At 48.8% G+C, this 24,737-nt stretch carries 30 protein-coding genes and 2 pseudogenes; 27 read left to right on the top strand and 5 right to left on the bottom strand.

What is annotated here, in order from left to right; all coding sequences use genetic code 11:
* Window positions 1–11 precede the first annotated feature (11 nt).
* From ACZYR9_RS15555 to ACZYR9_RS15460, 20 genes are all read left to right on the top strand, one after another.
* Complete coding sequence (locus ACZYR9_RS15555) at window positions 12–950, top strand: conserved phage C-terminal domain-containing protein (protein ID WP_488979405.1); 939 nt, start codon at window positions 12–14, stop codon at window positions 948–950.
* Window positions 895–1,230: a replicative helicase loader/inhibitor gene (locus ACZYR9_RS15550; RefSeq protein WP_488979404.1), complete on the top strand. Its 336-nt coding sequence runs from the start codon at window positions 895–897 to the stop codon at window positions 1,228–1,230. The genes ACZYR9_RS15555 and ACZYR9_RS15550 overlap by 56 nt, the downstream gene beginning before the upstream one ends.
* Window positions 1,230–2,612: a replicative DNA helicase gene (dnaB, locus tag ACZYR9_RS15545; RefSeq protein WP_488979528.1), complete on the top strand. Its 1,383-nt coding sequence runs from the start codon at window positions 1,230–1,232 to the stop codon at window positions 2,610–2,612. Before ACZYR9_RS15550 ends, dnaB begins: the two co-directional genes overlap by 1 nt.
* The gene (locus ACZYR9_RS15540) at window positions 2,566–3,153 is read left to right on the top strand and encodes a hypothetical protein (protein WP_488979403.1); all 588 of its coding nucleotides are present in this window, start codon (window positions 2,566–2,568) and stop codon (window positions 3,151–3,153) included. The genes dnaB and ACZYR9_RS15540 overlap by 47 nt, the downstream gene beginning before the upstream one ends.
* Window positions 3,150–3,356 carry a hypothetical protein gene (locus ACZYR9_RS15535; protein ID WP_488979402.1) on the top strand — a complete coding sequence of 69 codons (207 nt, stop codon included), beginning with the start codon at window positions 3,150–3,152 and terminating at the stop codon, window positions 3,354–3,356. The genes ACZYR9_RS15540 and ACZYR9_RS15535 overlap by 4 nt, the downstream gene beginning before the upstream one ends.
* Window positions 3,334–3,660 carry a hypothetical protein gene (locus tag ACZYR9_RS15530; RefSeq protein WP_488979401.1) on the top strand — a complete coding sequence of 109 codons (327 nt, stop codon included), beginning with the start codon at window positions 3,334–3,336 and terminating at the stop codon, window positions 3,658–3,660. Before ACZYR9_RS15535 ends, ACZYR9_RS15530 begins: the two co-directional genes overlap by 23 nt.
* 6 nt (window positions 3,661–3,666) lie before the next feature.
* Window positions 3,667–4,767, top strand: coding sequence for a DUF5131 family protein (locus ACZYR9_RS15525; protein ID WP_488979400.1), 1,101 nt, complete (start codon window positions 3,667–3,669; stop codon window positions 4,765–4,767).
* On the top strand, window positions 4,761–5,399 hold the full coding sequence (locus ACZYR9_RS15520) for a dUTP diphosphatase (RefSeq protein ID WP_488979399.1): 639 nt from the start codon (window positions 4,761–4,763) through the stop codon (window positions 5,397–5,399). Before ACZYR9_RS15525 ends, ACZYR9_RS15520 begins: the two co-directional genes overlap by 7 nt.
* Before the next feature lie 13 nt (window positions 5,400–5,412).
* Complete coding sequence (locus ACZYR9_RS15515) at window positions 5,413–5,604, top strand: hypothetical protein (protein ID WP_488979398.1); 192 nt, start codon at window positions 5,413–5,415, stop codon at window positions 5,602–5,604.
* On the top strand, window positions 5,601–6,170 hold the full coding sequence (locus ACZYR9_RS15510; RefSeq protein ID WP_488979397.1) for a hypothetical protein: 570 nt from the start codon (window positions 5,601–5,603) through the stop codon (window positions 6,168–6,170). The genes ACZYR9_RS15515 and ACZYR9_RS15510 overlap by 4 nt, the downstream gene beginning before the upstream one ends.
* Window positions 6,171–6,262: 92 nt before the next feature.
* Entirely contained in the window at window positions 6,263–6,547 is a 285-nt protein-coding gene (locus tag ACZYR9_RS15505) for a hypothetical protein (RefSeq protein WP_488979396.1), read from the top strand.
* Between the two features lie 372 nt (window positions 6,548–6,919).
* Complete coding sequence (locus tag ACZYR9_RS15500; protein WP_488979395.1) at window positions 6,920–7,399, top strand: hypothetical protein; 480 nt, start codon at window positions 6,920–6,922, stop codon at window positions 7,397–7,399.
* A gap of 130 nt (window positions 7,400–7,529) precedes the next feature.
* Window positions 7,530–8,048 (top strand): hypothetical protein, encoded by a 519-nt coding sequence (locus ACZYR9_RS15495; RefSeq protein WP_488979394.1) that lies wholly within the window; start codon window positions 7,530–7,532, stop codon window positions 8,046–8,048.
* Between the two features lie 52 nt (window positions 8,049–8,100).
* Window positions 8,101–8,589 (top strand): hypothetical protein, encoded by a 489-nt coding sequence (locus tag ACZYR9_RS15490; RefSeq protein WP_488979393.1) that lies wholly within the window; start codon window positions 8,101–8,103, stop codon window positions 8,587–8,589.
* Complete coding sequence (locus ACZYR9_RS15485; RefSeq protein WP_488979392.1) at window positions 8,546–9,223, top strand: hypothetical protein; 678 nt, start codon at window positions 8,546–8,548, stop codon at window positions 9,221–9,223. The genes ACZYR9_RS15490 and ACZYR9_RS15485 overlap by 44 nt, the downstream gene beginning before the upstream one ends.
* Window positions 9,223–9,615: a DUF1360 domain-containing protein gene (locus ACZYR9_RS15480; RefSeq protein WP_488979391.1), complete on the top strand. Its 393-nt coding sequence runs from the start codon at window positions 9,223–9,225 to the stop codon at window positions 9,613–9,615. Before ACZYR9_RS15485 ends, ACZYR9_RS15480 begins: the two co-directional genes overlap by 1 nt.
* Window positions 9,612–10,058, top strand: a complete 447-nt coding sequence (locus tag ACZYR9_RS15475) for a hypothetical protein (protein ID WP_488979390.1) — start codon at window positions 9,612–9,614, stop codon at window positions 10,056–10,058. Before ACZYR9_RS15480 ends, ACZYR9_RS15475 begins: the two co-directional genes overlap by 4 nt.
* Window positions 10,036–10,467: a hypothetical protein gene (locus ACZYR9_RS15470; RefSeq protein WP_488979389.1), complete on the top strand. Its 432-nt coding sequence runs from the start codon at window positions 10,036–10,038 to the stop codon at window positions 10,465–10,467. Before ACZYR9_RS15475 ends, ACZYR9_RS15470 begins: the two co-directional genes overlap by 23 nt.
* A gap of 145 nt (window positions 10,468–10,612) precedes the next feature.
* Window positions 10,613–10,972 (top strand): hypothetical protein, encoded by a 360-nt coding sequence (locus ACZYR9_RS15465; protein ID WP_488979388.1) that lies wholly within the window; start codon window positions 10,613–10,615, stop codon window positions 10,970–10,972.
* Between the two features lie 149 nt (window positions 10,973–11,121).
* Window positions 11,122–11,343 (top strand): hypothetical protein, encoded by a 222-nt coding sequence (locus ACZYR9_RS15460; protein WP_488979387.1) that lies wholly within the window; start codon window positions 11,122–11,124, stop codon window positions 11,341–11,343.
* A gap of 11 nt (window positions 11,344–11,354) precedes the next feature.
* Here the strand turns inward: ACZYR9_RS15460 and ACZYR9_RS15455 are convergent, their stop codons facing one another.
* Entirely contained in the window at window positions 11,355–12,062 is a 708-nt protein-coding gene (locus ACZYR9_RS15455; protein WP_488979386.1) for a hypothetical protein, read from the bottom strand.
* A gap of 53 nt (window positions 12,063–12,115) precedes the next feature.
* Between ACZYR9_RS15455 and ACZYR9_RS15450 the strand changes: the two are divergent.
* A pseudogene (locus tag ACZYR9_RS15450) lies at window positions 12,116–13,153 on the top strand (protein prkA); the annotation flags it as partial.
* Window positions 13,154–13,213: 60 nt separating this feature from the next.
* Here ACZYR9_RS15450 and ACZYR9_RS15445 read toward each other — a convergent pair.
* A complete protein-coding gene (locus ACZYR9_RS15445; protein WP_488979385.1) occupies window positions 13,214–14,800 on the bottom strand; it encodes an ATP-binding protein in 1,587 nt (528 codons plus the stop codon).
* 326 nt (window positions 14,801–15,126) lie between these two features.
* On the opposite strand from ACZYR9_RS15445, the gene ACZYR9_RS15440 reads away from it, so the two are divergent.
* A complete protein-coding gene (locus ACZYR9_RS15440; protein WP_488979384.1) occupies window positions 15,127–15,915 on the top strand; it encodes a class I SAM-dependent methyltransferase in 789 nt (262 codons plus the stop codon).
* Here the strand turns inward: ACZYR9_RS15440 and ACZYR9_RS15435 are convergent.
* Complete coding sequence (locus ACZYR9_RS15435; protein ID WP_488979383.1) at window positions 15,899–16,090, bottom strand: hypothetical protein; 192 nt, start codon at window positions 16,088–16,090, stop codon at window positions 15,899–15,901. The genes ACZYR9_RS15440 and ACZYR9_RS15435 overlap by 17 nt on opposite strands.
* 175 nt (window positions 16,091–16,265) lie before the next feature.
* Here ACZYR9_RS15435 and ACZYR9_RS15430 point away from each other — a divergent pair, with 175 nt between their 5' ends.
* From ACZYR9_RS15430 to ACZYR9_RS15410, 5 genes are all read left to right on the top strand, one after another.
* Window positions 16,266–17,615 (top strand): MATE family efflux transporter, encoded by a 1,350-nt coding sequence (locus ACZYR9_RS15430; RefSeq protein ID WP_488979382.1) that lies wholly within the window; start codon window positions 16,266–16,268, stop codon window positions 17,613–17,615.
* Between the two features lie 258 nt (window positions 17,616–17,873).
* Window positions 17,874–19,985, top strand: coding sequence for a sensor histidine kinase (locus ACZYR9_RS15425; protein WP_488979381.1), 2,112 nt, complete (start codon window positions 17,874–17,876; stop codon window positions 19,983–19,985).
* Between the two features lie 73 nt (window positions 19,986–20,058).
* Window positions 20,059–20,784, top strand: coding sequence for a response regulator transcription factor (locus tag ACZYR9_RS15420; RefSeq protein WP_488979380.1), 726 nt, complete (start codon window positions 20,059–20,061; stop codon window positions 20,782–20,784).
* A 108-nt stretch (window positions 20,785–20,892) separates the two neighbouring features.
* Entirely contained in the window at window positions 20,893–21,168 is a 276-nt protein-coding gene (locus ACZYR9_RS15415) for a hypothetical protein (RefSeq protein WP_488979379.1), read from the top strand.
* A 542-nt stretch (window positions 21,169–21,710) separates the two neighbouring features.
* On the top strand, window positions 21,711–22,283 hold the full coding sequence (locus tag ACZYR9_RS15410; RefSeq protein ID WP_488979378.1) for a hypothetical protein: 573 nt from the start codon (window positions 21,711–21,713) through the stop codon (window positions 22,281–22,283).
* Between the two features lie 407 nt (window positions 22,284–22,690).
* On the opposite strand, the gene ACZYR9_RS15405 is transcribed toward ACZYR9_RS15410, so the two are convergent.
* Together ACZYR9_RS15405 and ACZYR9_RS15400 are read right to left on the bottom strand one after the other, a co-directional pair.
* Window positions 22,691–24,118 (bottom strand): SpoVR family protein, encoded by a 1,428-nt coding sequence (locus tag ACZYR9_RS15405; protein ID WP_488979377.1) that lies wholly within the window; start codon window positions 24,116–24,118, stop codon window positions 22,691–22,693.
* Window positions 24,115–24,627: pseudogene (locus ACZYR9_RS15400) on the bottom strand (DUF444 family protein); the annotation flags it as partial. The pseudogene ACZYR9_RS15400 and the gene ACZYR9_RS15405, both read right to left, overlap by 4 nt.
* Window positions 24,628–24,737: the final 110 nt, after the last annotated feature.

The raw sequence follows: 24,737 nt of genomic DNA, 5'->3' as shown, positions 1-24,737 counted from the left end.
GGTGAGGTGAGATGCAGGGCTATATAAAGGATCATCGGAAAGAGCTTGTAAGCGACATATGGCACATGCCTCCTTTATATCACCGCGTTTGGCAATGGCTCAAATACCAAGTCAACCATTCGGATAACGAGATTCCCATGAGGGACGGAAGTCGAATGCTAATAAAAAGAGGGCAGCGGTTAACATCCGTACGGGAAATCGCAAAAGAGATTGGGTGGTACGAGAGAAGGAGGTGGAAAGAGCCAAATCCGAAGACAATTTCCTCGATTCTTGATTGGATGGAGAAAACTTCAATGATCTCCATAGAACGCGGTAATGGTAACAAGGAGTACACATTGATAACCCTTATAAACTACGGAATTTACAATGAAAATGAGGGTCATGGTAACAGTAAAGTAACAGTTGACGGAGAAGGTAGTAAACAGCAAGCGGATATAAACAATAATGATAAGAATGTAAAGAAAAAAGATCTTAAAAGATATAGTTCTTTTTCTTCTAAAAAGAACGCTCGTCCTAAGAAAAAAGATCCTGATGAAAGTGAGGGGAAATCGGTGTCTAAAGATAACACTGCAATCATTGAACAGGTTATTCAATATTTTAATGCCAAGCTTGATACAAAATATCGCGCATCGACGAAATCGATCAAAGAAATGATCAATGGCCGGCTGAATGAAGGGTACGGGCTGGATGACTTCAAGTACGTCATCGACGTAAAGGCTGCCGAGTGGCTTGGGAATCCGAATATGGAAAAGTACCTCCGGCCGTCCACTTTGTTTAGACCAACGAATTTCGCGGAATATCGCAACCAGAAGATGCCGGTTGCGGTAGGAGGTGGATCCGGGCTTTCAAAAGAGAACGAACGGCTGCTGAAAAAAATTCAAGAGGAGAAGGCCAATGAACAAATCGGAGCTTCTTCAGATCTTCGCAGTAATCCGAAACAGCTACAATAATTTTCAAATCGATGATTTCAAAGAGGCGCTTTGGTTCGATTTACTTAAGGACCTACCGGACGGAGTAGGGCTGGCAAATGTTAGGCAGCACGTCATGACGAACAAATACCCGCCGACCATCGCTGATATCCGCCAGGCTTCCGAGGTCAATCACTATGACCAGTTACGCTTGCAGACGGCAGAACGCTTTGCAGAAATAGAGCGATGGAAACAGGAGGCCGTGCCGCTGCCGGACCGTTTGAAACCAAAGAGCATCAAGAGCGGTGATGATGATTCGTGATGAACCTTCAACTTGAAGCCGAACGTTACGTTCTCGGATCGATTCTTCAGGAGCCCGACCTTATCGATGAGTGTTACCTTCAGCCGGCTGAATTCATACAAGACGACGATGGCCGTCACAAGCTCGTTATGGAATTCATGCGTTACCTGCATGATGACGAGGGAGTTCCTCTGGATGTTATCTCCGTGGCGCAGGCGGCCGGAGACAAGTTGCCTAAGCTTGGCGGGCTATCGTATCTCTTCGAACTGAAAGATGCTGTTCCATCGGTGGCCAACTTCGATTACTACCAAAGCATCGTCCGGCAGGCGTACGTCAAGCATAAATCGGTCGGCACATTGGGTATGCTGCATGATTTGGGTAAGCGGCAGGAGATGGGCGCTAAAGAGCTCGTAGGAAAGGCTCAGGAGGCTTTTGAGGAGCTGGCCGAACTTACCGTCACTAACCATCAATCTGACGTCGTCAAGATGTCCAGCGTGCTCAAGGACCACCATAAAACGATCCGAGAGCGCCAGCATAAGCAGGGCATCACCGGAGCCAAGACAGCAAGTACAGACCTAGATCAATTGACAGGCGGGCACCAAGATGGAGACCTCGAAATAGTCGCGGCACGCCCTAGCATTGGCAAAACGGCCTACATCGTGGATGACATGAAAAAGACCGCACAAGCAGGGCGCCCAGCCGTTCTGTTCTCGCTGGAAATGACGGCAAAACAAATCGCAGAGCGGTTCATATGCAATATCGGAAACATCGATAATGCCAAGCTTCGAACGGGACATTTATCCGAAACGGATTGGGAGCGTTGGAGCTATGCGATGGAGGAACTTGATCGGCTGCCAATATTCATCGACGATACCCCGGGGATGACGCTGCAGGACATACAGCGCAAGGTTAAGCAGTTGAAAAAGCAGTACCAGCGCATAGTGGTGTACGTCGACTTTCTGCAGATTGTTAGTCCTGGTAAAAGGTTCACCAAAGAACATGAGGGTGTCGCTTACGTCTCGAAGGGACTTAAACAAATCGCTCGTAAGTATGAATGTCCGGTAATCGCCATTTCCGCCGTCAGCCGGAAGTGTGAGGAGCGGCAGGATAAACGGCCGATGATGTCAGACCTTAGGGAGTCTGGATCCATTGAATCCGATGCCGATATCATCATCTTTCTTTACCGGGACGACTACTACAACAAAGATTCGGCGAAAAAGTCCATATTAGAGCTTATCGTCGCAAAGGGTCGTAATGTCGGAACAGGGACAATCGAGGTTGTTTTTGACAAAAAGACCGGCAAAATACTTGATCTTGACCGAAGTCATCATGATGAAAACAAAGGTGGTGATAGCGGTGGCGGAGCTCAAAATCGAAAACGAGGAGCAGGCGGTAAAGGCTGAGAAACAGCGAGCCGATTTTCTGAAAAAAGCAAAGAACCCGCTGCTGGATGAAGCGGAGAGCGCTAAGCTCAAAAAAATGGCCGACCGCCTGACCCAGGTCATCGATGCTTACCGCAAAGATCATCCGGCGCCGGCTGAACCTGTTCCGCCCCCGCCCGGAGCTATCGTTTTACAAAAAGCTGCACCGCCTACACAGGACCCGCGTCCGGACCTAAAAGAAGATGCGCACCTCTGGGTCGATCTGCTGCATATGGCTTACGAGAACGACCGTGAGAAAACCCGAATATATGGAGAGGTCGATACACTATGCGGCGTGCTTAACGGCTTCAGATGCGGCGGTACGAGGCTGAGATCAGGTAAGAGCATGTGGGTTATGAAGCCGGATATCGACCCATCAGGGATAGCGGCATGGGAATCGCAGGCCGAATATGACGACTTCAAAGCGCGATACCTGCAGCCATGGGGCAGCGAGGTTGTCGGGGAGCTGCTGCGGGAGTTGACCAAGCGGCATCCGCTGCCGGCGAAGGAGGCTGGACCATGAATCGATGGCACGTCTATGAATGGCTTAAAGAGTCGTACATGTTCTCCGGCGTCGTCCCGACAATTCACGCTGTTCGCGCCCACTTCTTCGGTCAGATCGATCGAGAGGAATTGCTCGAGGGCATCATGGAGTTCCAACTTACAACAGGAGTGCAAATGCCGGCAGAAAGGGGTGAACAGCATGTCGGAAACGTTCAACTTTAGTATTCGGAACAAAAAAGAATCCAACGATCCGCCATATGAGGTCGATATCGATCAAAGCATCCTAGAGCTGCGAAACGTGTACCACTCGATGACGGATGTGGAATTCACGAGGATGTATCAGAAGCGCTACAGGGTGCCCGCAAGCCGCATTAGTACGGTGCTCCATGTAAAGGATGAGGTGCTTAAGGTGCGCCCAGATTATCCGTATTTGTCGCAGGCTGAGTTTGTGGACATGTTTAGCAAGCAGCAGCGCATTAAGCCGGCATTGGTTCGTACGGTACTTGAGATATGTGGGAAGGGGTGAGGTCTTATGGGTGATACAAAAATTGAATGGGCCACAAAGACATGGAACCCACTGAGAGGCTGCAGCAAGGTTTCCGAGGGCTGCCGTAACTGCTATGCCATCCGGCAGGCGCATCGCTTCGCTGGAAAGGGACAGCCATATGAAGGATTGACTCAATCGGGTTCGGCAGGACCTAACTGGACGGGAAAGATTACGCTTGTTCCAGACATGTTGATGGAGCCGCTGAAATGGCGCAAGCCGCAGCGCATATTCGTTAATAGCATGAGCGATCTGTTCCATCCGGAGGTACCGGACGACTTTATTGATCAAGTATTTGCAGTAATGGCACTCTGTCCGCAGCATACGTTTAAGGTGCTGACTAAGCGGCCGGAGAGGATGCGAAAGTATCTCCACGAACGACGAGAAAATATTTGCGAATCACTGGCGTTCCATTATCCCGGAGATACACCGGAGGCCATAGAAAGGCTTGGCGGCCGCTGGATTCCTCCACAGTACGGCGAGTTTGGCCGCATTGAACTGCAAGGATATTTTGACGGTGTGGACATACCGTGGCCACTCCCGAATGTTTGGCTCGGTGTCAGCGTAGAGAACCAGGAGGCGGCGGACGAGAGAATCCCGTTATTGGTTCAAACACCGGCTGCTTTACGGTTCTTGAGTTGCGAGCCGCTGCTGGGGCCAGTCGATCTGTGGATATGGCATAAGTTCAAACCGGGAGATCCGGTTTTCGGGTGGGAAAATCAATGTTCCGTCGGCACTCCGGACGGAATGCGTCACTGTGGGTATGAGCCGCAACATCACACGGTCGGCATTGACTGGGTCATCGTAGGCGGAGAGAGCGGCCCCGGAGCTCGCCCGATGCACCCGGAGTGGGCAAGAAGCCTGCGGGATCAGTGTCAGGAAGCGCACGTGCCGTTCTACTTCAAACAGTGGGGAGAATGGCGAGAAGCTATTCCCGACGTTCCGTTTTACGGAAACCTTAAAACAACAATAGTAAGAGGTCAATCAATGAATGTCGGTTTATTCAAATTTGGTAAGAAGGAAGCTGGCCGCCTACTGGATGGCAGAACATGGGACGAGTTCCCGGAAACGGAGATGAGCAAATGTTAACACTTTCTGATCTGTATGAAAAACAAAAAGAACTTGATGCTCGCATTATCAAAGAAAAGGGGCTGGAAGGTGTCGATCTGCTGCCGAATACGGTGCTGGCTCTGCAGGTGGAGATTGCGGAGCTCGCGAACGAGTGGCGCGGATTTAAACACTGGAGCAATAACCGGGAGCCTCGGCGGGAAGTGAAGTGTCATGCCTGCCGTGGCAGAGGTTATTTTGAATTCGGTGCAGATGCAGATAAAGAACATTGCATGTATTGCGAGGGTTCAGGCGTTCAAGAGAAAGATCCACTGCTTGAAGAATACGTCGATTGTCTGCATTTTTTTCTAAGTATCGCCCGGCAGCTTGATTTGCCGGAGGATGATCTATATATCACTGACGACATGGTGGAGGGCGAAACTGTGGTTTTGTTCACCGAACTTCTTCACAACGTCGGTATGATCAATGGGTATTTATTCTTGTATCACAAGCCCGAAAACGTCAGGGCGCATCAGCGCGAGCATTTCCGTGGAGCACTTGCTTGTTTCTACGGGCTTGGAGAACAACGACTCGGCTTTACCTTTGAACAAATCGTCGAAGCTTACATGGCCAAGAACGCCGTGAATCACGCACGTCAGTCCAACGGCTACTAAGGCGGTGCAGATCATGAGCAAAAGAGTGATCCCGGCCGAAGAGGTGCTGCGTGTCATCGACGATTTTGAAGCGAAGGCAGAAACAGAAAAGAAGATTCTACAAGCGTACGAAAAAGCCGGCGGATTTATCCGGCACCAGATGAAGCATAAAGCTGCAACCGAAGCTTACGAATATGCGGTGAAGGAGTTGAAAAAGCTGCTATGAGGTTTGTTGGCATCGATCCAGCTACAAAAACAGGCTTCTGCGCCTTAGATGAGCGCGGTAACGTTCTGGTGGAGAAAGAACTGATCGGGGAAGGTAAAAAGGAGCCCGGTGGCATATCGATTGAGCAGTTGGTGTCGCTTGAGGATTCGCTATACAAGCACCTGAAGCCGGGGGATGAAATTGTAATCGAACAGCCGGCTATGGGTACTCAGAAGGGCGTCACGACGGGCATGGTTCACGGCGGCTTGCGGACGATGATCAGGCGAAAGGACTTGGCTTTTAACGAGTGTAACCCGACCTGGACGAAGAAATACGTCGGGGTAACCGGGTGGGTAGGCGAGCCGGGAAACAAGCGGCGCCTGCAGGATAAAGAGAAGAAAGCTGCGGTGAAGGCAGCAGTGCTTGAGCTTTTCGGTTACACGCACAAAAGCGACAACGTAGTGGATGCCTACATAATCGCCCGAATCGCACTGAACCTGTGCCGCTGCCGGGAGTTTATGCCGCTGCTGGACACGCTTCCGTATCAGTTGGAAGTTGTGCAGGACATTTTAAACCCTAAAAAATAAAGGCTACTCGGATCAGTGTGTCTATATTTTCAAAACAACTTTAATTAATGCTGTGAATTAGACTGAAAATGCGACAGAAAGGGTGAGTGAATTTGAAACGAATTATAGACGGAAAAATCTATGACACCGACAAGTCCGAGCTGGTCGTAAAGTTCAAAAGAATCGTTACTGTAACAAGTATTTTGGTTGGTGAACTTGAGGACTGGGTTGAGTGCGAATTATACAGGACCACGAAAGGTGCGTGGTTTGAAGTTGTGGGAACCAATACGAGAGTACCACAAATGAATGCAATAACGCCTGAACGAGCGAAAAGCATCATCAAGGTTGATCCTGTTAAGTTTTGCGAGATGTACCCAGGAGAAGTTGAAGAAGCATAGTATCGTAGTTCGAACAACCGACTGATTATGCGAAATAAAGGAGTTGAGCAACACTTGGATAAAGATTGTTTCGTGAAAATAAAATCTGATTTGGTGAAAGCTGAATTTATGGGAGTTTTTCAATATTCACGCGTTCTAGAACCTTCTCCAATGATAGGCGGGCATTCGGGTGGAGTGATCGCTTACCCGATAGCGCTAGTAAAGCTAAATGGGAAATTACAAGAGGTAAAAACTTCGGATATAACTTTCCAAAGGTGAATTATGTCGCACTACGAACAAAATGCTCAAAAATCTTCTGGAAATCGAAACGAATGATGATTTTCATCATGAAATCCGAATACCAAAAATAAATTAAAGGATGCGTGATCAAATATGACAAATACCATTTTAACAACCGCCTCAATGAAGAAAATTACAAGCAGCAAGGGTACTGAAATCGTACTGGTCATCCCGTCAAACGTAAGCTTGGATTCTTTAAAGGCATTGAAAGCGCGGGACGAATTTTTCATTGCTCTTGGAACATCCCAAGCAGAGGTTACAGATTATTTCGAAGAGCCTCGCAAAGGATTATTGGTTAAAACGGATGCTTCCGGGATCGTGGAGTCGGTTTCAGGTGCGGCGGAAGATGAAGAGGGTCAGATGGACATTGATCAGGTTGAAGGTACAGATGCGGACGAAGAGGTCGTAGATCAGGCGGATGACGGCGAAGAGGATGAAGAGGCCAATGCTCCAGAAGATGAACAAAATGATGAGGTCAGCGAATCAGACGATCTTGCCGAGGAAACCGAAGAACAACATGAAGAATCAGACGATACGCCGAAGATGCCGGACGATGAAGACTTGCCTTATTGATCCTAGCTTGCTTTCCCATGCCCATAAGGTAACGAAAATTAACAATGACGTAAATAAACGTTACGTAGGGGCGGAGAAATCCGCTCCCCAATGAATTATCACCCCCGGAACATCCTGGGGGATGTAGGGGGTGGAGGAAATAGCAGCTGAAAAAAAATCGGAGGCACAGCTGGTCATGGCCGAGCAGCTGGAATTATTTCCTTCGATTACGGAGCAAGACGTCGAGCGAGCACTGTTCCTTCTCGATAAGTATGTGTACATGAAGATGTTTGTTAAAGATTTTGAGGAGTATGAAGACGATCTGTACCAAACAGACATCGAGGGTGAAACGGCCCGACGCTTATCGGAACAAGACACATATGCGGACAAAACCTCCAACGCAGTGATCTATCACCAAAAGCGCAAATGGATCTATAACGAGTACAAAATCGCAGTAACAAGCATTGATCGTGCTCATCGGTTGATAAGGGATGAAGAATCAGTCAAGGCCGTACATTATCGCTATATCGAAGGCCATAAGTTCATGATCGCTTTGAAATTCACTTTTATGAGCAAGTCGACGTTTCAAAGAAAGCTGAATGCAGGCGTAGCTGCGATAACCGATACGCTGAAGCTAATGGGCGTGCTCTCACGTGATTGGAAGTATTAATGGGGGCTCTCCGGGGCCCCTGCTTATACCATGGGAAAGGCAGGTTGTTTCTATGGGCAAGAACAGGCAGCAGAAGCTTCTGGAGCGTAAGAAGCGGCAGCGTATGGAGGAACGGAAAGCTAAGAAGCGGATGGATGCTGTGGATTTCGTCGTGACATTTGTTTATGACAAGCTGTTTGAAACAGTGCTGCTTCCCTTTATCCAGAAAGAATTCAAGTTCGACGATGCAAAGCTTCAGCTCTATCTGCAGAAGTTGGCAGAGCACGAAATGTACAACGAAATGTACCGGACCAGCGAGCCGGTAGACGTAGAAAAGGTAAAGAAGTGGCGCCCGAACGATAAGGGGTACCGGATGATCGTGGAGTACACGGTTGAGAAGGCCCGGGAAACCCTCTGGTTCATCGGGTACACGCCGAAGCAGTTGGAAAAGAAGTTTGATGCCAAGCTGCCGCCGTTCCCGGAGTGGGATGAGCTGTTTGAGGAGGAGATGAAGCCGATTGAAAGAAACGGACCTGTTCCCGCCGCTAAAGCAATGGCTTGAAGAACGTGGATACGATGTTTTCGCAGAAGTCGAATCCAGATATACCGGAGGCCGGGCTGATATTGTGGCCGTATCCGGACCCGCGGTAACCGTGGTGGAAATGAAACTCACGCTTTCGCTTGATTTGATCGCCCAAGCGGTACGCTGGAAGCCGTTTGCGAATTACGTCTATGTTGCAGTGCCGCAGAGCCGTCACAGAAAGATGCACGGATACGCAAACATTTTCTTGCAGCGGGAAGGGATTGGTTTGCTAGAAGTAAGGGATTGTGGCCGTTTCTCAGAAGTCGGAGCACGGAGCCGAGCGCGATTCAACCGCCGTGTAAATGACCACATACGCAATTCGCTTGTTCCGCAACATAAAGAACTACCAGGCGGGCATGCCGGCGGTGGGTACGTTACGCCTTACAAGATTACGATCGATCGGGTGAAGGATTTTCTTAACTCATGGGCGGTTCGGACTAACAAAAATGATCGATGGGTGACGATCAAAGAGATTTTGGACCACTGCGAAACGCATTACGCGGTTCCTAAGCCCAGCTTATCAAAAGCGTTACGGGAATTTGAACATGAGTGGTGCGAGACAAAGATAGAAGGCGGTCGGCTGCATTTCCGTATGAAAGAGGTGTCGATGTGATGAGCCATTTAAACATGACGGACTTCATCATTATCAGCTTGGCCGCGTATCGCCTCACCCACCTGCTGGTGTTCGATAAAATCACCGAACCAGTTCGTGGCCTGTTCGTGAAAAGGTTCCTTCACATCGATGGAGATGAAAAGGTTGTTGGGTTCTACTCTTTGCAGGGAGGGGCGGCGCGGCGATTTATCGGCAAAGTGCTTATCTGTCACTGGTGCACCGGTATATGGGCATCAGCGGTGCTCGTAACGGGTGTATGGCTGGCATACGGCGTTGTGATGTGGGTTTGCTTGGCATTAGCTGCGGCAGCAGTGCTGAGCTTGATTGAAACGGCTTGGATGAAGTTTGTCGGGTATCCGGAGCTAGTTGAAAAAGAGGAGGAATCGAAATGAAAGTATTCATCGATGCTGTGTTCAAAGACGAATCTGAAAAATGGCTCCGTTTCCTCCTCTCCGAACTGGAACGTGTTTCAGAAATCAGTCAGGAATTGAACAACGAAATGTTTGGACTCAACATGATGCTGGAAAGCGAACGTGAGGAAAACCAAAGACTGAACGGAAATCGACTGTTTTTGATCGAAGAAAACCGGAAGCTGCGGGAGGAACGGGACTATTGGAAAGGATACGGTGAAGAAGGAATTGAGCGGGAAAAGGAATTGCTTGGGCGACTCCAATCCGCACATCAAGAAATCGATCGGTTAAAGAAGGCGCTGGAAGCCGTGAAGGAAGTCTGCAAAAACTCAGAAGCTTATACCGATGGGGCAAAGGCCTACTTTATAGCGCATAAGGCGCTGGAGGTGTACAGAGGCAAAGATGAGGGAATCAGTCAATTTTGAGCACTATATTACACCGACTGAATATGAGCAAGCGGCCAATAATGGCGTATCTGCTAAGACCTTAAATCAACGTATTCGGATGTATGGTTGGAGCAAGCAAAGAGCGATCAATACTCCTATCAGAAAAAGCAACAATGAATACCTCGAACTAGCTCGGTCGAATGGGATAAGTGAAGCAACCTTTAATAAGCGCGTTTCAAAATTGAAATGGTCGAAGGAAGAAGCAGCAACAATTCCTATTCAAAAGGCGGGAAGCGAATGGAAAATAATAGCGGAATTGAACGGAATATCTGCGAACACTTTCTATCAAAGGATCAACAGGTACGGATGGGAAGCCTCAAAGGCCGCGACATTTCCAAGTGTTCCCCACGGAAAACGAAAAATGGCGGCCAAAGGGAGAAACATTTAAGAATTGACCCGTATTTTCAAGACGTTCCTTGGGAGATCATTTGCGACGATAAAGGCCGCGTGATCGGCGAGGTCTTCACGATCCCCCTGCTGCGGAAGCAGCCAAAGAATAATGGGAAGAAGAAAAAAGCGAAGGTGGCTCGTAAATGCTCACGCCCACGTACATCGCATTAGGTAGGCGCAAGGTCTGCCAATGTAAAGAGAAATGCGCTACCGGGATCGAGTACCGTGATGTCTCTGGAGAGGTAGAAATCACACTTTGCGCAAATGCGGCGCGGCAGCTGGCTATCGATACTATTGATGCCTTGATTAAAACGCCGTCCTTACCCCCACTGATCAAGAAGCTCAAGACATGGTCCCAGGAAGAGGAGGCGACGATAGTCAGGATGCTCAAAGACAAGTGCTCTCAGGGACAGATCGGATTGGAGCTAGGCCGCACTACATCAGTTGTCAGGAAGAAGATTGCTCATATGAGGAAGCAAGGGAAGCTGCAAGTATCTGAATGAAGGCGACATTTTAAGACTACCGGGTTATTACTACATCGGCAGAGTAATTAATGTAATCGAGCGCGAACCGATAAACGAAGATTGAATAGGTCATGAAAAATTAACTTCAAAAATACAATAAGACTACTCACAACATTGGAGGGGGTTGCATGGGTTGTAACGAATACGACGGAATTGAAAAGAAAGTCGCCTTATGGATCGAAGGAAAGAACAGCAGAATCGGAATCATACTACCTGAAAAAAGCACCACTGCAGAAGACATGACTGATTTGCATCGAACGATCGCCGAGATCGCCATAAGAACGGAGCAGAGGAAGCATAAGAAAGATGAGAACCCGCCAGAAAATAATGAAGCCGCTACATCTGCGTAGCGGCTTTTTCTTTATTCACTTTCGGATACTTTCCGTTCCTCTGGATCTAAAGGAAACCGTATTTCAATTTCCGTCTGATTACCCAACAACTGAAGACAGTGACTTCCATAGGATTCTGAATACCGATGCTGCGTATCTCCATGTTTCCAATCCGTCCCTTCCGCTACTGACGAAAGAAACCTTACTGCAGCTTCTTTAGAAACGTGAGGGTTTATACTGGGGATGAACGTGTACTTCGATACTTCTACCTTGGCTTGTATATTCACACCTGCGTCTACCCCATAAAGGTCTCGAATGAGCGAACGAATTGAAAATATTGCGCGAGTAACATTACTGTGCTTTTTTGTTGGCTTAGGTATGGAAGTTGGGCGCCGTACCTTTTCGCCATCTGTCTTATAAATCGTAACCTCTAATCCCTTATTTATTCCTAGTCCTGATACACAAAAAAACGTCAATGTACGATTCCCGTCTTTGCCAATGTAGGCGTTAGGGACTGATCTAACTTCGGTTTTCCATCCTTCAGCTCCGTTTGTCATATCTTTTATCGCCAATGTTGCAAGTCTGGGTGTTGAAGGCCAGCCGTGAATGTTTATTTTTATATCTACGTCAATCCCATGCTCTTCCTTGATTATTTCTCTAAGAGTAACGAGCGCTCCAGCTACCGATCCGACCGAAGGAGTTTGGACCTTGGTTTTGCGATTTGCATTCAACATACTCATGTATAAACAGCCTCCCTTAACTCATATAGTTTTAGTGTTAACAGTATATAACTAATGAGCTCATCGTTGCCCATACGAATGAATCCGAGTATAAGTCGTTCATCTCCAACAAAAAGAACGAAGCGCTGCAGTCGCGGATGATCGTGATGCCGATTCCTTACAATCTGAAGGTATCGGAGGAGGAGAAGATTTATGGCAAGCTGATTAAGCAAAGCGACATGAAGCATATTCACATCGCGCCCCATTCCTTCCGCGCGGCGGCGATCTTCTCCATTCTCACCCGCCTTAAGGAATCCAAAAAGCAGGGCATGGATCTCGTAAAAAAGATGCGGATGTACGACGGCGAGGAGGTAGAGGGCTACAAGGATGCGGATCTTAAGGAGATGCAGAACGAATATTTGGAAGAAGGCATGACCGGCATCGATCCGCGCTACGTCATCAACCGGATATCCAGTGCGCTGATCCGTCATGATCTGGAGTTTATCAATGCGCTGGATGTGCTTCGTGCGCTGAAGGATGGGCTCGACCAGCATCCTTCCATTACGAAGGAGGAGCGGGAGAGGTACCTTAACTTTATCTCGATCGCACGCAAGGAATACGACGAGCTGGCTAAAAAAGAGGTGCAGAAGGCGTTCGTTTACTCCTTCGACGAGTCGGCCAAAACGCTGTTCAACAACTATCTGGACAACATAGAAGCGTATTGCAATTGGACGAAAATCAAGGACCCGCTAACCGGAGAAGAGATGGATCCCGACGAAAGGCTGATGCGTTCCATTGAAGAGCAGATCGGGATTTCGGAGAATGCGAAAAAAGCGTTCCGGGAGGAAATTTTGATCCGTATGTCTTCCTACTCGCGCAAAGGCAAACGGTTTGATTACAGCAGTCACGAGCGTCTGCGCGAGGCGATTGAAAAGAAGCTGTTTACCGACCTGAAGGATATCGTCAAAATTACGACATCTACGAAAACACCGGATGAGAACCAGTTAAAGCGCATCAATGAAGTGATTAAGCGTCTGGTGGAAGAGCACGGCTATACGACAGCCTCGGCCAACGAGCTGCTGCGCTATGTCGGCAGCCTGCTGAACCGTTAAACAAACCAAACAGCCTCCCGTTTCCGATCGGACCCGGGAGGCTGTTTAGGCATGTAAAGCTCAGTTGAATGAGCTTGTTTTAGGCTCGGACTCTTCCCCTGGAAGAAGGGCCGCTTGGAGGGCAGGCATGAAAATTTCCACCGTCGTTCCTTTACCTAGCTCGCTGGTTATTTTCATTTTGCCCGCATGATTTTCAATGATCTTGAAGGTGACCATAAGGCCGAGTCCCGTACCTTTTTCCTTGGTAGTGTAGAACGGCTCTCCTAATCGCGCGATCCGATCCTGTGGGATGCCGCAGCCTTGATCTGTAAACCGGATAAGAAGCTTTCCGTCATCGGTCATGGTCAAATCGATGTGAATTTCTCCGCCTTCTGACATCGAATCAATGGAGTTGTTCAATATATTGATAAATACTTGCTTGATTTGATTTTCATCACAGTTGATTTTTGGAAGGTCCGGATCGGCATGAACCATAATCTCTACGTTATGTATGATGGCTTGAGAGCTGAGCAGCAGGATCGTACTTTGAAGGATGGTTTCCGGATCTTTGGGTTGAAACTGAACCGATTGAGGCTTGGCAATAACCAAAAATTCGCTGACGATAAAATTGATTCGGTCGAGTTCCTCCAGCATAATGCTGAAATAGTGATCGTAGCCGCTGACTTTGGTTTGCATCAGCTGCACAAAGCCTTTAAGTGAAGTGAGCGGGTTGCGTATCTCATGGGCCACGCCTGCGGCCAATTGACCGACAACGGATAGCTTCTCGGAGCGGATAATCATCTCTTCCGCGCGTTTGCGCTCGCTGATGTCTTGTCCGATCATATAGACCCCTGCAATTTGCTTGCCTACGAAGATAGGGAAATTCAAGACGCTGAGCTCGATCGGCTTCCCGTCCTTGCTGTGGAACGAAATCTCATAATGCGGAGTGGAGCCGTTGAGCGTTTCCTTGAAATATTGTTCCCACCGGGCAGCGTGATCCTGAGGAATGAATGGATGGATTGCCTTTTGCAGCAGCTCCTTCTCCGTATATCCGGAAACCTCGTGCATGGCTGGATTGACGCTGGTGATCAAGCCGTTCAAATTGAAAGAGATGATAGGATCGGGGTTATGCTCGAACAACGATTTATATCGCAATTCGCTTTCCTCTAGAGAAATTTCCGCCTTTTTCTTATCATAAAGCGCTTTGATCATGGCATAGGAACGGGCAAACCGGTGATCTTCCTCCTGAGCGAGAATCGTTTCAAAGATATCGTCTTCTTCGTTGCTTTGAGTCATGCCGCGATCAAGCTCTTTCATCTTGAGGATCAGGCTCATGATGTTGGTGATGTGATTTCCGTGAATCCATGCAGCCGAAGCGGTCTTGTAACGATTGGTATTGTCGGAGCGCAGGGTGACGCTTCCCTTGCGGGGCAGATATTCACTTACATGGTTCATATTCACCAGATTCATCTGGTCAATTAAACGAAACCCGTCCTCGTAAAGCAGTTCTTCAAATGCTTCCAGTGAAGCGGCCCAGTAATAGGTATCGGATATCGTATGAATAATAATTTCTTTATTCCGAATGCACTCAATCTTCACAATGTCATCGGAAGAGATGAGGCTGATGTCAGAGCTTTTTTTGTTGCGTATGACTGGAATTTTTTGCATGGTTTGAAATCACCTACCTGTCGCATACGGTACATTATATCATGGATGCTTGGATAGAAACAAAGCACGATATAAGGATATAAGGCAAGATATTGTTGCTATTACCATGGCCTTTGAAAGATACTCTATTATATCGCTTCCTAAAATAGTAAGTAAATAAGCAATAGAAGCAATGATGAAATTTGTAAATTTAAAGCAGTGAATTGGCGTAAGGTCATTTTGCTCTCACGGTTAAATTATAGTTATAAACAATAGAATTAATTGAACTTATATATTGGATTAATAAGCAGCGATCCTGGATAATGAGAACCAAAGGAGCTGATAACATGAAGGAGAATGAAACGCAGCAGCGGTGGGACGCTGAACATTATGACCGGCGGATCGGGTTTGTGTCCCGGTTAGGTCAGAGCCTGGTCGGTCTGCTCGAGCCGAAGCCGGGGGAACGCATACTGGATTTGGGCTGCGGGACGGGTGACCTGACACATCAGATCAGCCTGAGCGGTGCCGTCGTTACCGGTTTGGACCGTTCGAAGGAGATGATCGTTAAAGCGAAGGGAAAATATCCGGGGCTGCGCTTTGAAGAAGCGGACGGGGAGACGTTCCGCTTGAAGGAAAGTGATGTTCCGTACGATGCCGTATTTTCCAATGCGGCGCTGCACTGGATGCTTCAGCCGGAGAAAGCGGCTGAATCGGTGTGGCTGTCTCTGCGGCCGGGAGGGCGGTTTGCTGCCGAGTTCGGCGGCTTCGGGAATGTAGGCGCCATCGTTCAAGCCTTAACCGCAGCCATAGGGAGCTGTGGCATTCCGGTTGAGAAACGGTACCCTTGGTATTTTCCCGGCATCGGCGAGTACGCCTCTCTATTGGAAAAGCAGGGGTTTGACGTTGGCTATGCGGAGCTGTACGACCGTCCTACGCCGCTCGATGACGGAGAACGGGGACTGCGCCATTGGTTTGCTGCTTTCGCGGGCACTTTTTTTGCCGGATTATCCGAAGCGGAGAAAGAAGAAGTCTGCCTCCGGTGCGAAGCCGTCTTGAGGCCGAAGCTGTTTGACGGGAAGCAATGGATAGCGGATTACCGCAGAATTCGCATCAAGGCCGTTAAACCATTCGGATAGGCTGGCTCATCGGGGCCGGCAGGGCAATCGCGATAGTGCGATGCTCTAACAAACCTACCTTCTTCTCGATGCGGGACAGTTTTTGCTCAAGCCGGTCAAAGCTGCTGTGTATATGGGAATAGCGTCTTTCGATCGACTCCATCTCTTTTATAATTGATTGCAGTTCGTTATCCATCCGGGTATGCCCCTTTCCATCGTAATTATGCTCAAAGGGTTCGGGTTCGTCCCTCCTTTTCGGTCCGTTGCAGGGGGGAAGGAAATCCTGGAACGCTTCCGCTTGTTTGCAGACTTGATTTCGGTCACAATAGTATCATGTCTTTATACTATGAAAGGATTCGGGATCTGCAATCATGAACAAAAGGCTGGTTGAATTTACCAAGCATTGGAAGCTGATTCTCGGGCTGGCGCTTCCTTCTATCGTCTCTTTCGCATCCGGTACGCTCACAAGTACGATTAATTTAATCATGGTGGGTCCGATGGGCGCATTGGTCATTGCGATTGTCGGCGTTTCGAATATCATTGCATACAATGCCTGGGCGCTCTGCTCCGGATTTGGCTATTCGGTCAATTATTTAGTGGCGCAAAACTACGGAGCCGGGCAGATGGAGCGGGCGGTGAGGAGAACGTATATCGCTCTTTACGTCGGCACGGCTGTAGCGCTGCTTGTCGTGATGACGGGCTGGCTGCTGCCGGCATTGATCCTGAAGCTGATGGGCGGCTCCGCGGAGCTTGTCGCGGCCGGGTCCGACTATTTGAAATACCGGATGTTTGCCATCGCCTGCTTTACCATCAGCTTCGTGTTCCACGGCTTTTTCCGCGGCATCGGGGATACTCGGACGCCGATGCTCATGACAATTACAGCCAACGTGGCTATGATCTTTTTTACTTACACATTGACTTACGGCAATCTGGGCTTTCCCGAGCTGGGATTGTCGGGAGCGGGTATTGCGGTGTTGATCGGTGAAGCACTCGGTCTCATCGGCAGTGCGTATGTATACTTCTTTCGTCTTCATCGCCGCTATGGCACCCGCCGCCGAATAGCCGTAGATTCGTCGGAGTTCCGCCTGATTACAGGCGAAAGCGCGAAGCTTGGCGTGCAGGAGCTCGCCATGAGCGGAGCTATGTTTATATTTACGATGTTTGTCACAAGCTTGGGGACGGAGGCTTTAGCCGCCAATGAGATCGCCCTTAACGTGATGGCCTTGGGATATATGCCGGCCTTTGCCTTCGGTGCGACCGCGACTATTCTGGTAGGACAGGAAATCGGCCGCGGCAAGCCTTACCTCGCCAGGCGGCTTGGCACGGATGTCGCCGTGCTTGGCAGTCTGTTTCTGCTCTTATTGGGAGTTGTGGAATTTGTTTTTCCCGAGCCGGCGGCTCGTCTGTATTCGAGTGAGCCGGCCGTTTACACGCTTGCCGGCAAGCTGATTATGATTTCGGCATTCCTGCAGCTGTTTGACGGTCTGCTTAATGTGTATTCCGGGGCCTTGCGCGGGTTGGGCGATACTTCGTTTCTCGTCCGCGTCTCGCTCGCTCTCAACTGGCTGGTGTTTATCCCGTTGGCGTATGCATTAACGTTTATGGCAGGGCTTGGAAGCACAGGGGCGTGGATTTCTCTTTACCTGTTTCTGGGCTTGTTTGCCATCGTGGTATGCATACGTTTCTATCGTACGGATTGGAACGCTGCGCGTTTAAAGTGAAGGCTGCTGTTCCTCCTGAGCCCTCGCAAGCATGGGTTTACTTTGACCTTGCTGCGGGGGCTTTGTTTTGCTATAGAGAGGAAGGATTTTGGACGAATTAAGCGAATTAACAGTTAACCCTATTGTTACATATTAAGAACGGCAGCTGGAAATCTTTTAGACTGCACAAAAAGGGCTTTCTTTACTACGAGGCGGGCTTGAATTCGGTCTGAATCACGCCGAATGCGTCATCAGTCCCGGGAAAGAGAAATGAAGGGCATGTTCAGCGAAAGTATGTTTCCCCGATTAACCGCGTTCTTCTTAATGCTGCTTATTCTAGTCATGGTTCTCTTCTCGGAGGGAAGCCGGCTCATCTCCTCCATCTCTCAAGACACCGTTGCCAAACAAGGTCTCCTGGATTTGCAAAGCTGGGATTGGAAGGATGAAGCTGTGTCCCTGAACGGAGAGTGGGAATTTTATTGGAACCGGCTGCTCCCTCCTGAAGCGTTTGCGGGAAATTCAGAGCCGCAAGCCCTGCAGTATTTTTCGCTTCCCGGCGCTTGGAATCATATGATGATGGGAGACCGGCTGCTCTCGAGCGAAGGCACGGTCACATATAGGCTCAGGGTCCTTCTGCCGGAGCTGACGGATGACAAGCTTATGCTTTGGATTCCGAGGATCAATACCTCTTACAGGCTGTGGGCGAACGGACAAGAAGTTGCGGCGGCGGGTATCGTCGGGTCATCGAAGCAGAATTCCAAGCCTCAGTATATCACGCAAATCGCTGTAGCGAACGTACGGGATTCCCAATTGGATCTGGTGCTTCAAGTCTCTAATTTTTTCCATCAAAGAGGCGGAGTTCTTAAACCGATGAAATTAGGAACGATCGAGACGGTCACTCGCTCCAAAGAGCTGTGCGTCGGATTCGATACGCTGCTGATCGGCAGTCTGCTGATTATGGGGCTTTATCATATGGGAGTGTTTGCCGTAAGAAGCCGAGAGCAGTCGATGCTGTACTTCGGGTTGTTCTGCCTGATGGTCAGCTTACGGGCGGCATTGCTCGGAGAAACGGTCTTGACCAAAGTATTTCCCGATTTCAATTGGCTGCTTATGCTGAAATTGGAGTACTTGACCGTTTCCTTGGGCGTACCTTTATTCGTGCTATTTTTCTCGAAGCTGTACCCGTGCGAAAGCTCCCGGAAGGCCGATTTCGTGTTATGCGCATCCATGCTGATCTATTCTTTATTTGTCGCTGTCACACCCGCGACGGTATTCACTCCCATGCTGATCGTATTGCAATTGTTTGTCGCCGCTTGCATTGTTTATTTCATGAGCCTCATTACGCTCGCTTTCATGCATAAGCGGGAAGGCAGCGGCATTGTTCTTGCAGCGTGCTCCATTTTTTCCTTGACGATTGTCAATGACATGCTCTACGCGCATGAGCTTGTACGTACGACAGACCAAATGTCCGGATACGGCCTGCTCATCTTCGTTTTTTCCCAATCGCTGCTGTTGTCGATCAAGCTGTCCCGGGCATATAAGAACGAGGAAAGGCTCTCGGCCGCACTCACCGATTTGAACAACGGACTGCATGATATTATCAAATCACGCACCTTCGCTCTTGAACAAGCGAATGAAGCGTTAAAACGGAAAAATGAAGAGCTCTCCCGTTTGGAGAATTCCCGGAGTCATTTGCTCAGCAATGTATCACACGATCTTGGAACGCCGCTGACTACCATTCAAGGCTATTTGGAAGCGATTATGGATGGCATAGTGGATACGGAAGAGCAGAAAAACCATTATCTTCACATTATCCACAGCAAGGTGATCGGGATGGACAGGCTGATTGAGGACTTGTTTCACCTCTCCCAATTGGAAGCAAGACAGGCCGTCTTTAAAATGCAGAGGATGCGGACGCATCTTTTGATGAAACGGCTTTATACAAGATATGAACTGGATGTCAGAAAAGCAGGGCTTCATTATTCGTTTGATATGAAAGGGGAAGCTGTTGAACAGGGGAAGTTCTCTACGGTTGAGGTAGATGTGGAGCGGCTGCATCAGGTGTTCGGGAATTTGATCCATAATGCCATAAAGTTTACGCCTGAAGGCGGCTCGATCGGGGTGGAGCTGGTCGATGACGGACAAGACATGCTGTGCCGAATCCGTGACAGCGGCAGCGGAATCCATCCGGAAGACTTACCCTATGTGTTCGACCGGTTCTACACCAACAATAAATCGCGCAATGCCAAGAACGGAGGTACAGGGCTCGGATTATCGATTGCTAAAGAAATCGTGGAGGTTCACGGCGGACGGATCTGGGTAGAGAGATCAGATCATCAGAAGGGTGCGGCCATCTGCTTTTCCATACCTTTGGCCCAAACGCAGGAGTAACAGCCGGTCCTTCGACTTACGCCAATATCGATTCAGAGGCATTTTGAAAACATGGACTGGGGGGCAATAAGGAATGACAGTTCAAACCATCATGGTCGTTGAAGATGACATCGAGATCAGGAACGTCATCCGATTGTATTTGGAGAAAAACAACTATCGCGTGGTTTGCACGGAAAATGGAGAGAGTGCGCTCTTTTTGGCCGCAGAAGAGAAGCCGGATCTCATTATTCTTGACGTGCTGCTTCCTGACCGAAGCGGGTTTGAGGTGTGCGGTGAAATTCGGAATATCTCAAGTATGCCGATCTTGTTTTTGAGCTGCAAGAAGGACGATGCGGACAAAATTAAGGGGCTGGACGCAGGGGGCGACGATTACATTACAAAGCCCTTCAGCCCCAATGAACTGGTTGCCCGGGTACGGGCCAACCTGCGCAGACCGCATATGGCATCCGAAGGCCCGGAGCAGCGCAAGCCCTCCCAGCTGCATATCGGATCGCTCCACATCGACATCCACAGCCGTGTGGTGAAGGTGGATGGGCAGGAGGTGGCTTTATCGCGCAAGGAATTTGATCTGCTGTGCTTTCTGGCCTGCCGTCCGGAGCAGGCGTTGAGTCATGAGTATTTGTTTCGGGAAATATGGGAGCAGGAATGCTTTAACGATACCCGGACGATTATAGTACATGTGAGCAATCTCCGCAAAAAGATTGAGCCGGATCCTTCCAACCCCCAGTACATCATTAATGTGCATGGGGTAGGCTATAAGTTTGTCAAGGTGGCTCGCGAGCTTCAGCGTGACGTTTAACAATCGGATTCCAGCCGGCAGCACAGATGCCGGCCGGTTATGATATACTGTGGGGACAGGGCTGAACCAAGAGCTTTCGGCTCATAGGAAGAAGGAGGATCAAACGGGATGAACATCGATATCGTTAAATCCGACATGACGTACAGCAAAGAGGACGGGTATGTCGGGCATGTACAATTTACGTGTGAGGGGCATCAGGCTCCATATGAAATTACTTTTCACAGCAAGAAAGCCAAAGACTGGATGTACAGCTTGAATTTTGCCAATGTTTCGGGTCCCGAAGAGGAGATTCTTTCGCTGGAGGAAATCCTTGAGGAAGACGACGAGCTGTTCGATCAGCTGGTGGAAGAAGCCATGGGAAAGCTCGAATCCAACCCGAGCTGACCCTATAGCGTCGAAGTGATCCGGAAAATAAACGCCTATGAACTGCAAAAATCAACAACGCCTGCTGGTTCTGAAACCACCTGAAGACGTGATGGCTATAGCGCCTGAGGCAGCGAAACAGGGTGAGCCGGGCGGGCTGAGGTGGCTCGCATACCCCAAGAAAACGGCGAAGAAAATACAAGGCGGATATTTCAAGGGATGAGGGCTGGCAGCCGATTACAGATCTAGGCTTCGATGGCGTGCGCCTGATTGCGATTGACGGCCGATTGGTCGGCCATGCGTTTCCGTGGCGTGAAATCACATTTGATCATTGGAATAGAAAAATGACCATTTTCTGAGGAAGATGGTCATTTTGTGTTACCTGTTTATTTCCTAATGTTTAGAAACTCTTTTAAGCATAAAAAAGCTGCAGCGTACTGAAAAATTCGAAACGGCTGGAACTTCCTCATCTTCCGATTGGCATGAACTTGCAACATATGGAAACGTTGGCTCGTTTTGATATTGAGTTGTTTATGTTAACGGAGTTAGAAGGGGGATCTATAATGAGAAAAATAAGGCGATCGATTTTGCTGACTAGTTTTGTTTTAAGTATCATGCCGTTCCTTTTCATACCTTCCACTGTCTATGCTTGTTCATGTGCTCAACCCCAAACGGTCGAAGCGGAATTCAGTCGTTCCGAAGCGGTTTTTGCCGGTCGTGTCCTTGAAGTGAAGGAACAAAAAAGCCTGAACGGAAGGTTGACGAAAGCCGCACTATTCGAAGTAGGCCGTATATGGAAAGGCGGACCTGAATCTCAAGCCATTATTCACACGGGACTCGGTGGAGGGGACTGCGGTTTTCATTTTGAAGAAGGCAAGGAATATTTAGTGTATGCCCACCCGTCTGCCATGTATGGAGACAAAGAGCTTCTGACAACCATAATTTGTAACCGGACGAATGGATTAGTTCAAGCCCAAGAGGATCTAGCGATCTTGGGTGAAGGAGAAGTACCGACGAAACATGTTAATCTTGAAGGTGAACTCTACCGTGCAGATCCCTATGTTTGGGTTGCAATGATTGGAATTGCAGGAATAGGCATGATGATTTTCTTTGTTTGGCGACAAGGGAGAAAGTAACTATAAACTAATGAATCGCACAAGTTACTCGATATAGAGTCGCCGTCGGAGCCGCATAGTTACAGTACCCGAAAGAAAACAGAATAAACAACGGATGAACTGGAAAAGCTCCTGCTCCTATTGCCCCTATGCAGGCTGTGGGAACCTTTTGCGGGAAAACCCATGTTAAGCTTTTGAAAAACGTTTGCTGCATAGGTAACAAGCTGAATTACAGGGGGAAATTCCAGTTAAGTCTGACACGAACCTCCTGGAAGATAGCTTAGAGTGAGCTTTTCCCGTTAGTTGATGCGAGAAAACATATGTGCTGCTTCTCTTCCCCATAAAAGCACCCCATAAAAAAATGCACCCTAATGGTTAGACCGTGTCTAATCATTGGGGTGCGGTTCATGGTGCCGCGGCTTCGGTATTCACAGAAACTTCCGGTTATGCTTCCTGCCGTCATAGGTAAACAGCACGGGCTTTGATTCGATTACGCTTTCCAGATGTACGGTTTTTCCCCAGAGCCGATGGATATAAGGCATGGTGCGCTCCACATACTTCAAGTCCAGCTCCATCCCTTCATACATGTGCTTCAGATAGAGCTCGCCGTTACGTTCGTAGTCGCCGTTCTCCACGGCAATGTAAGGGAAGCCGCCGTTCACACGGGAATAGACCAGCTGATCGCGCACGTTTTCCCATGATTTATCGGTGATTCTCCATTCCGGCCCTTTTTTCTCAAACACGTACAGGTCCAGCTCATCACACAGCTTCTTGGTCATGTAGTTGCGGACAAATGAGATGTCGGAGTCAAATTCCCGGACCTCGAATATTTTTTGCCGGCCTTCGCCGCCTTTGCGACCGAAGCGTTCGCGCTCCTCTTTGGAAGGATTTTCCCAGCGCTTCTCGATATCTTCAAAAATTTTCAGCCCCAGATAATATGGATTCAAGCTGTGCCGCGACGGAATGACGACCGACGAATTGAGCTTGGCGTATTCGATCGTTTCATCTTCGGTCAGATCGAGCTCGCGCAGGATGCGCTGATGCCAGTACGACGCCCAGCCTTCGTTCATGATCTTGGTTTCAAGCTGCGGCCAGAAATAGAGCATTTCGTCGCGCAGCATCGTCATAATGTCGCGCTGCCAGTCCTTCATATACGGCGCATGCTCTTCGATGAAGAGCATGACGTCCTTTTGCCGGACCGGAGGAAATTTTGTTTTTTCCTGAGGCTTCTCGGCTTCAGACTTGCCGCGTTTGTCCAAATCCCACAGATCCTCGTATCCGAACTGACGTTGCACAGGCTCTTTCATGGTGATGAGTTTGGGGTCACGTTCCTCGCGCTGCCGATGGTACGGTTTGACAAGCAGCGGATCCACGTGCTCTTGAATGGCCAATACGGCATCAATAAACTTTTCCACCTCATCCATGCCATACTCGATCTCGTATTGACGGATACGCTCCGCGGTTGCGGACATACTCTCGACCATGTTGCGGTTGGTTTTGGAGAAACGGACGTTGTTTTTGAAAAAGTCGCAGTGCGCCAGCACATGCGCCACGATCAGCTTGTTTTGGATTAATGAATTGCCGTCGAGCAGGAAGGCGTAACACGGATCGGAATTAATCACGAGCTCATATATTTTGCTGAGCCCGAAATCATACTGCATTTTCATTTTATGAAAGGTTTTTCCAAAACTCCAATGGCTGTAACGGGTCGGCATCCCGTAAGCTCCAAAGGTATAAATAATATCGGCTGGACAAATCTCGTAACGCATCGGATAAAAATCCAGACCAAAGCCTTTGGCGATCTCCGTAATTTCGGCTATGGCATATTCAAGCTGCTTGATGTCATCGGCGTTCATCTGGCCACCTTCCCTTCGATCCCTTTGGGGAAAAAGGTTTTGAGCGCTTTATAGACCTCGCCCTTTTCGCGAATGACATAATGAACAAACTTCGGATCGTGCAGGTTGCGGTAAGCGGACATCAGAGTGCTGCTGCGGTTGTATTGGTTTACTTCGCCGTAGCCGAACAGATTGCAGCGTTTGATCAGCTCGTGGATCAGCTTCACGCACCGTTCATTGTCGGAGGTCAGGTTGTCGCCGTCGGAGAAATGGAAAGGATAAATGTTAAAGCGCGATGATGGATAGGAGCGATCGATCAAATCCACTGCGAGCTGATAGGCCGAGGAACATATGGTTCCGCCGCTCTCTCCCTTGGTGAAGAATTCCTCCTCTGGGACCACCTTCGCTTCCGTATGGTGGGCAATAAACACGATCTCCACGTGCTCGTATTTCGTACGCAGAAAGCGTGTCATCCAGAAAAAGAAGCTGCGTGCGATATATTTTTCAAAGGAACCCATGGATTTGGGGGTGGCATAATTAGACTGGTTAGTAATGAGGAGTGTGGCGGGAAGGGATCCTCGTATATTTGAGCGAAAAGTAAAAATATTATCTATTGACTGAATATTGGGAACGCTTTATT

Source organism: Paenibacillus sp. F024 (genome assembly GCF_057814255.1).
The sequence above is the reverse complement of the archived record's forward strand: the minus strand, read 5'-3'. Positions and strand labels throughout refer to the sequence as shown.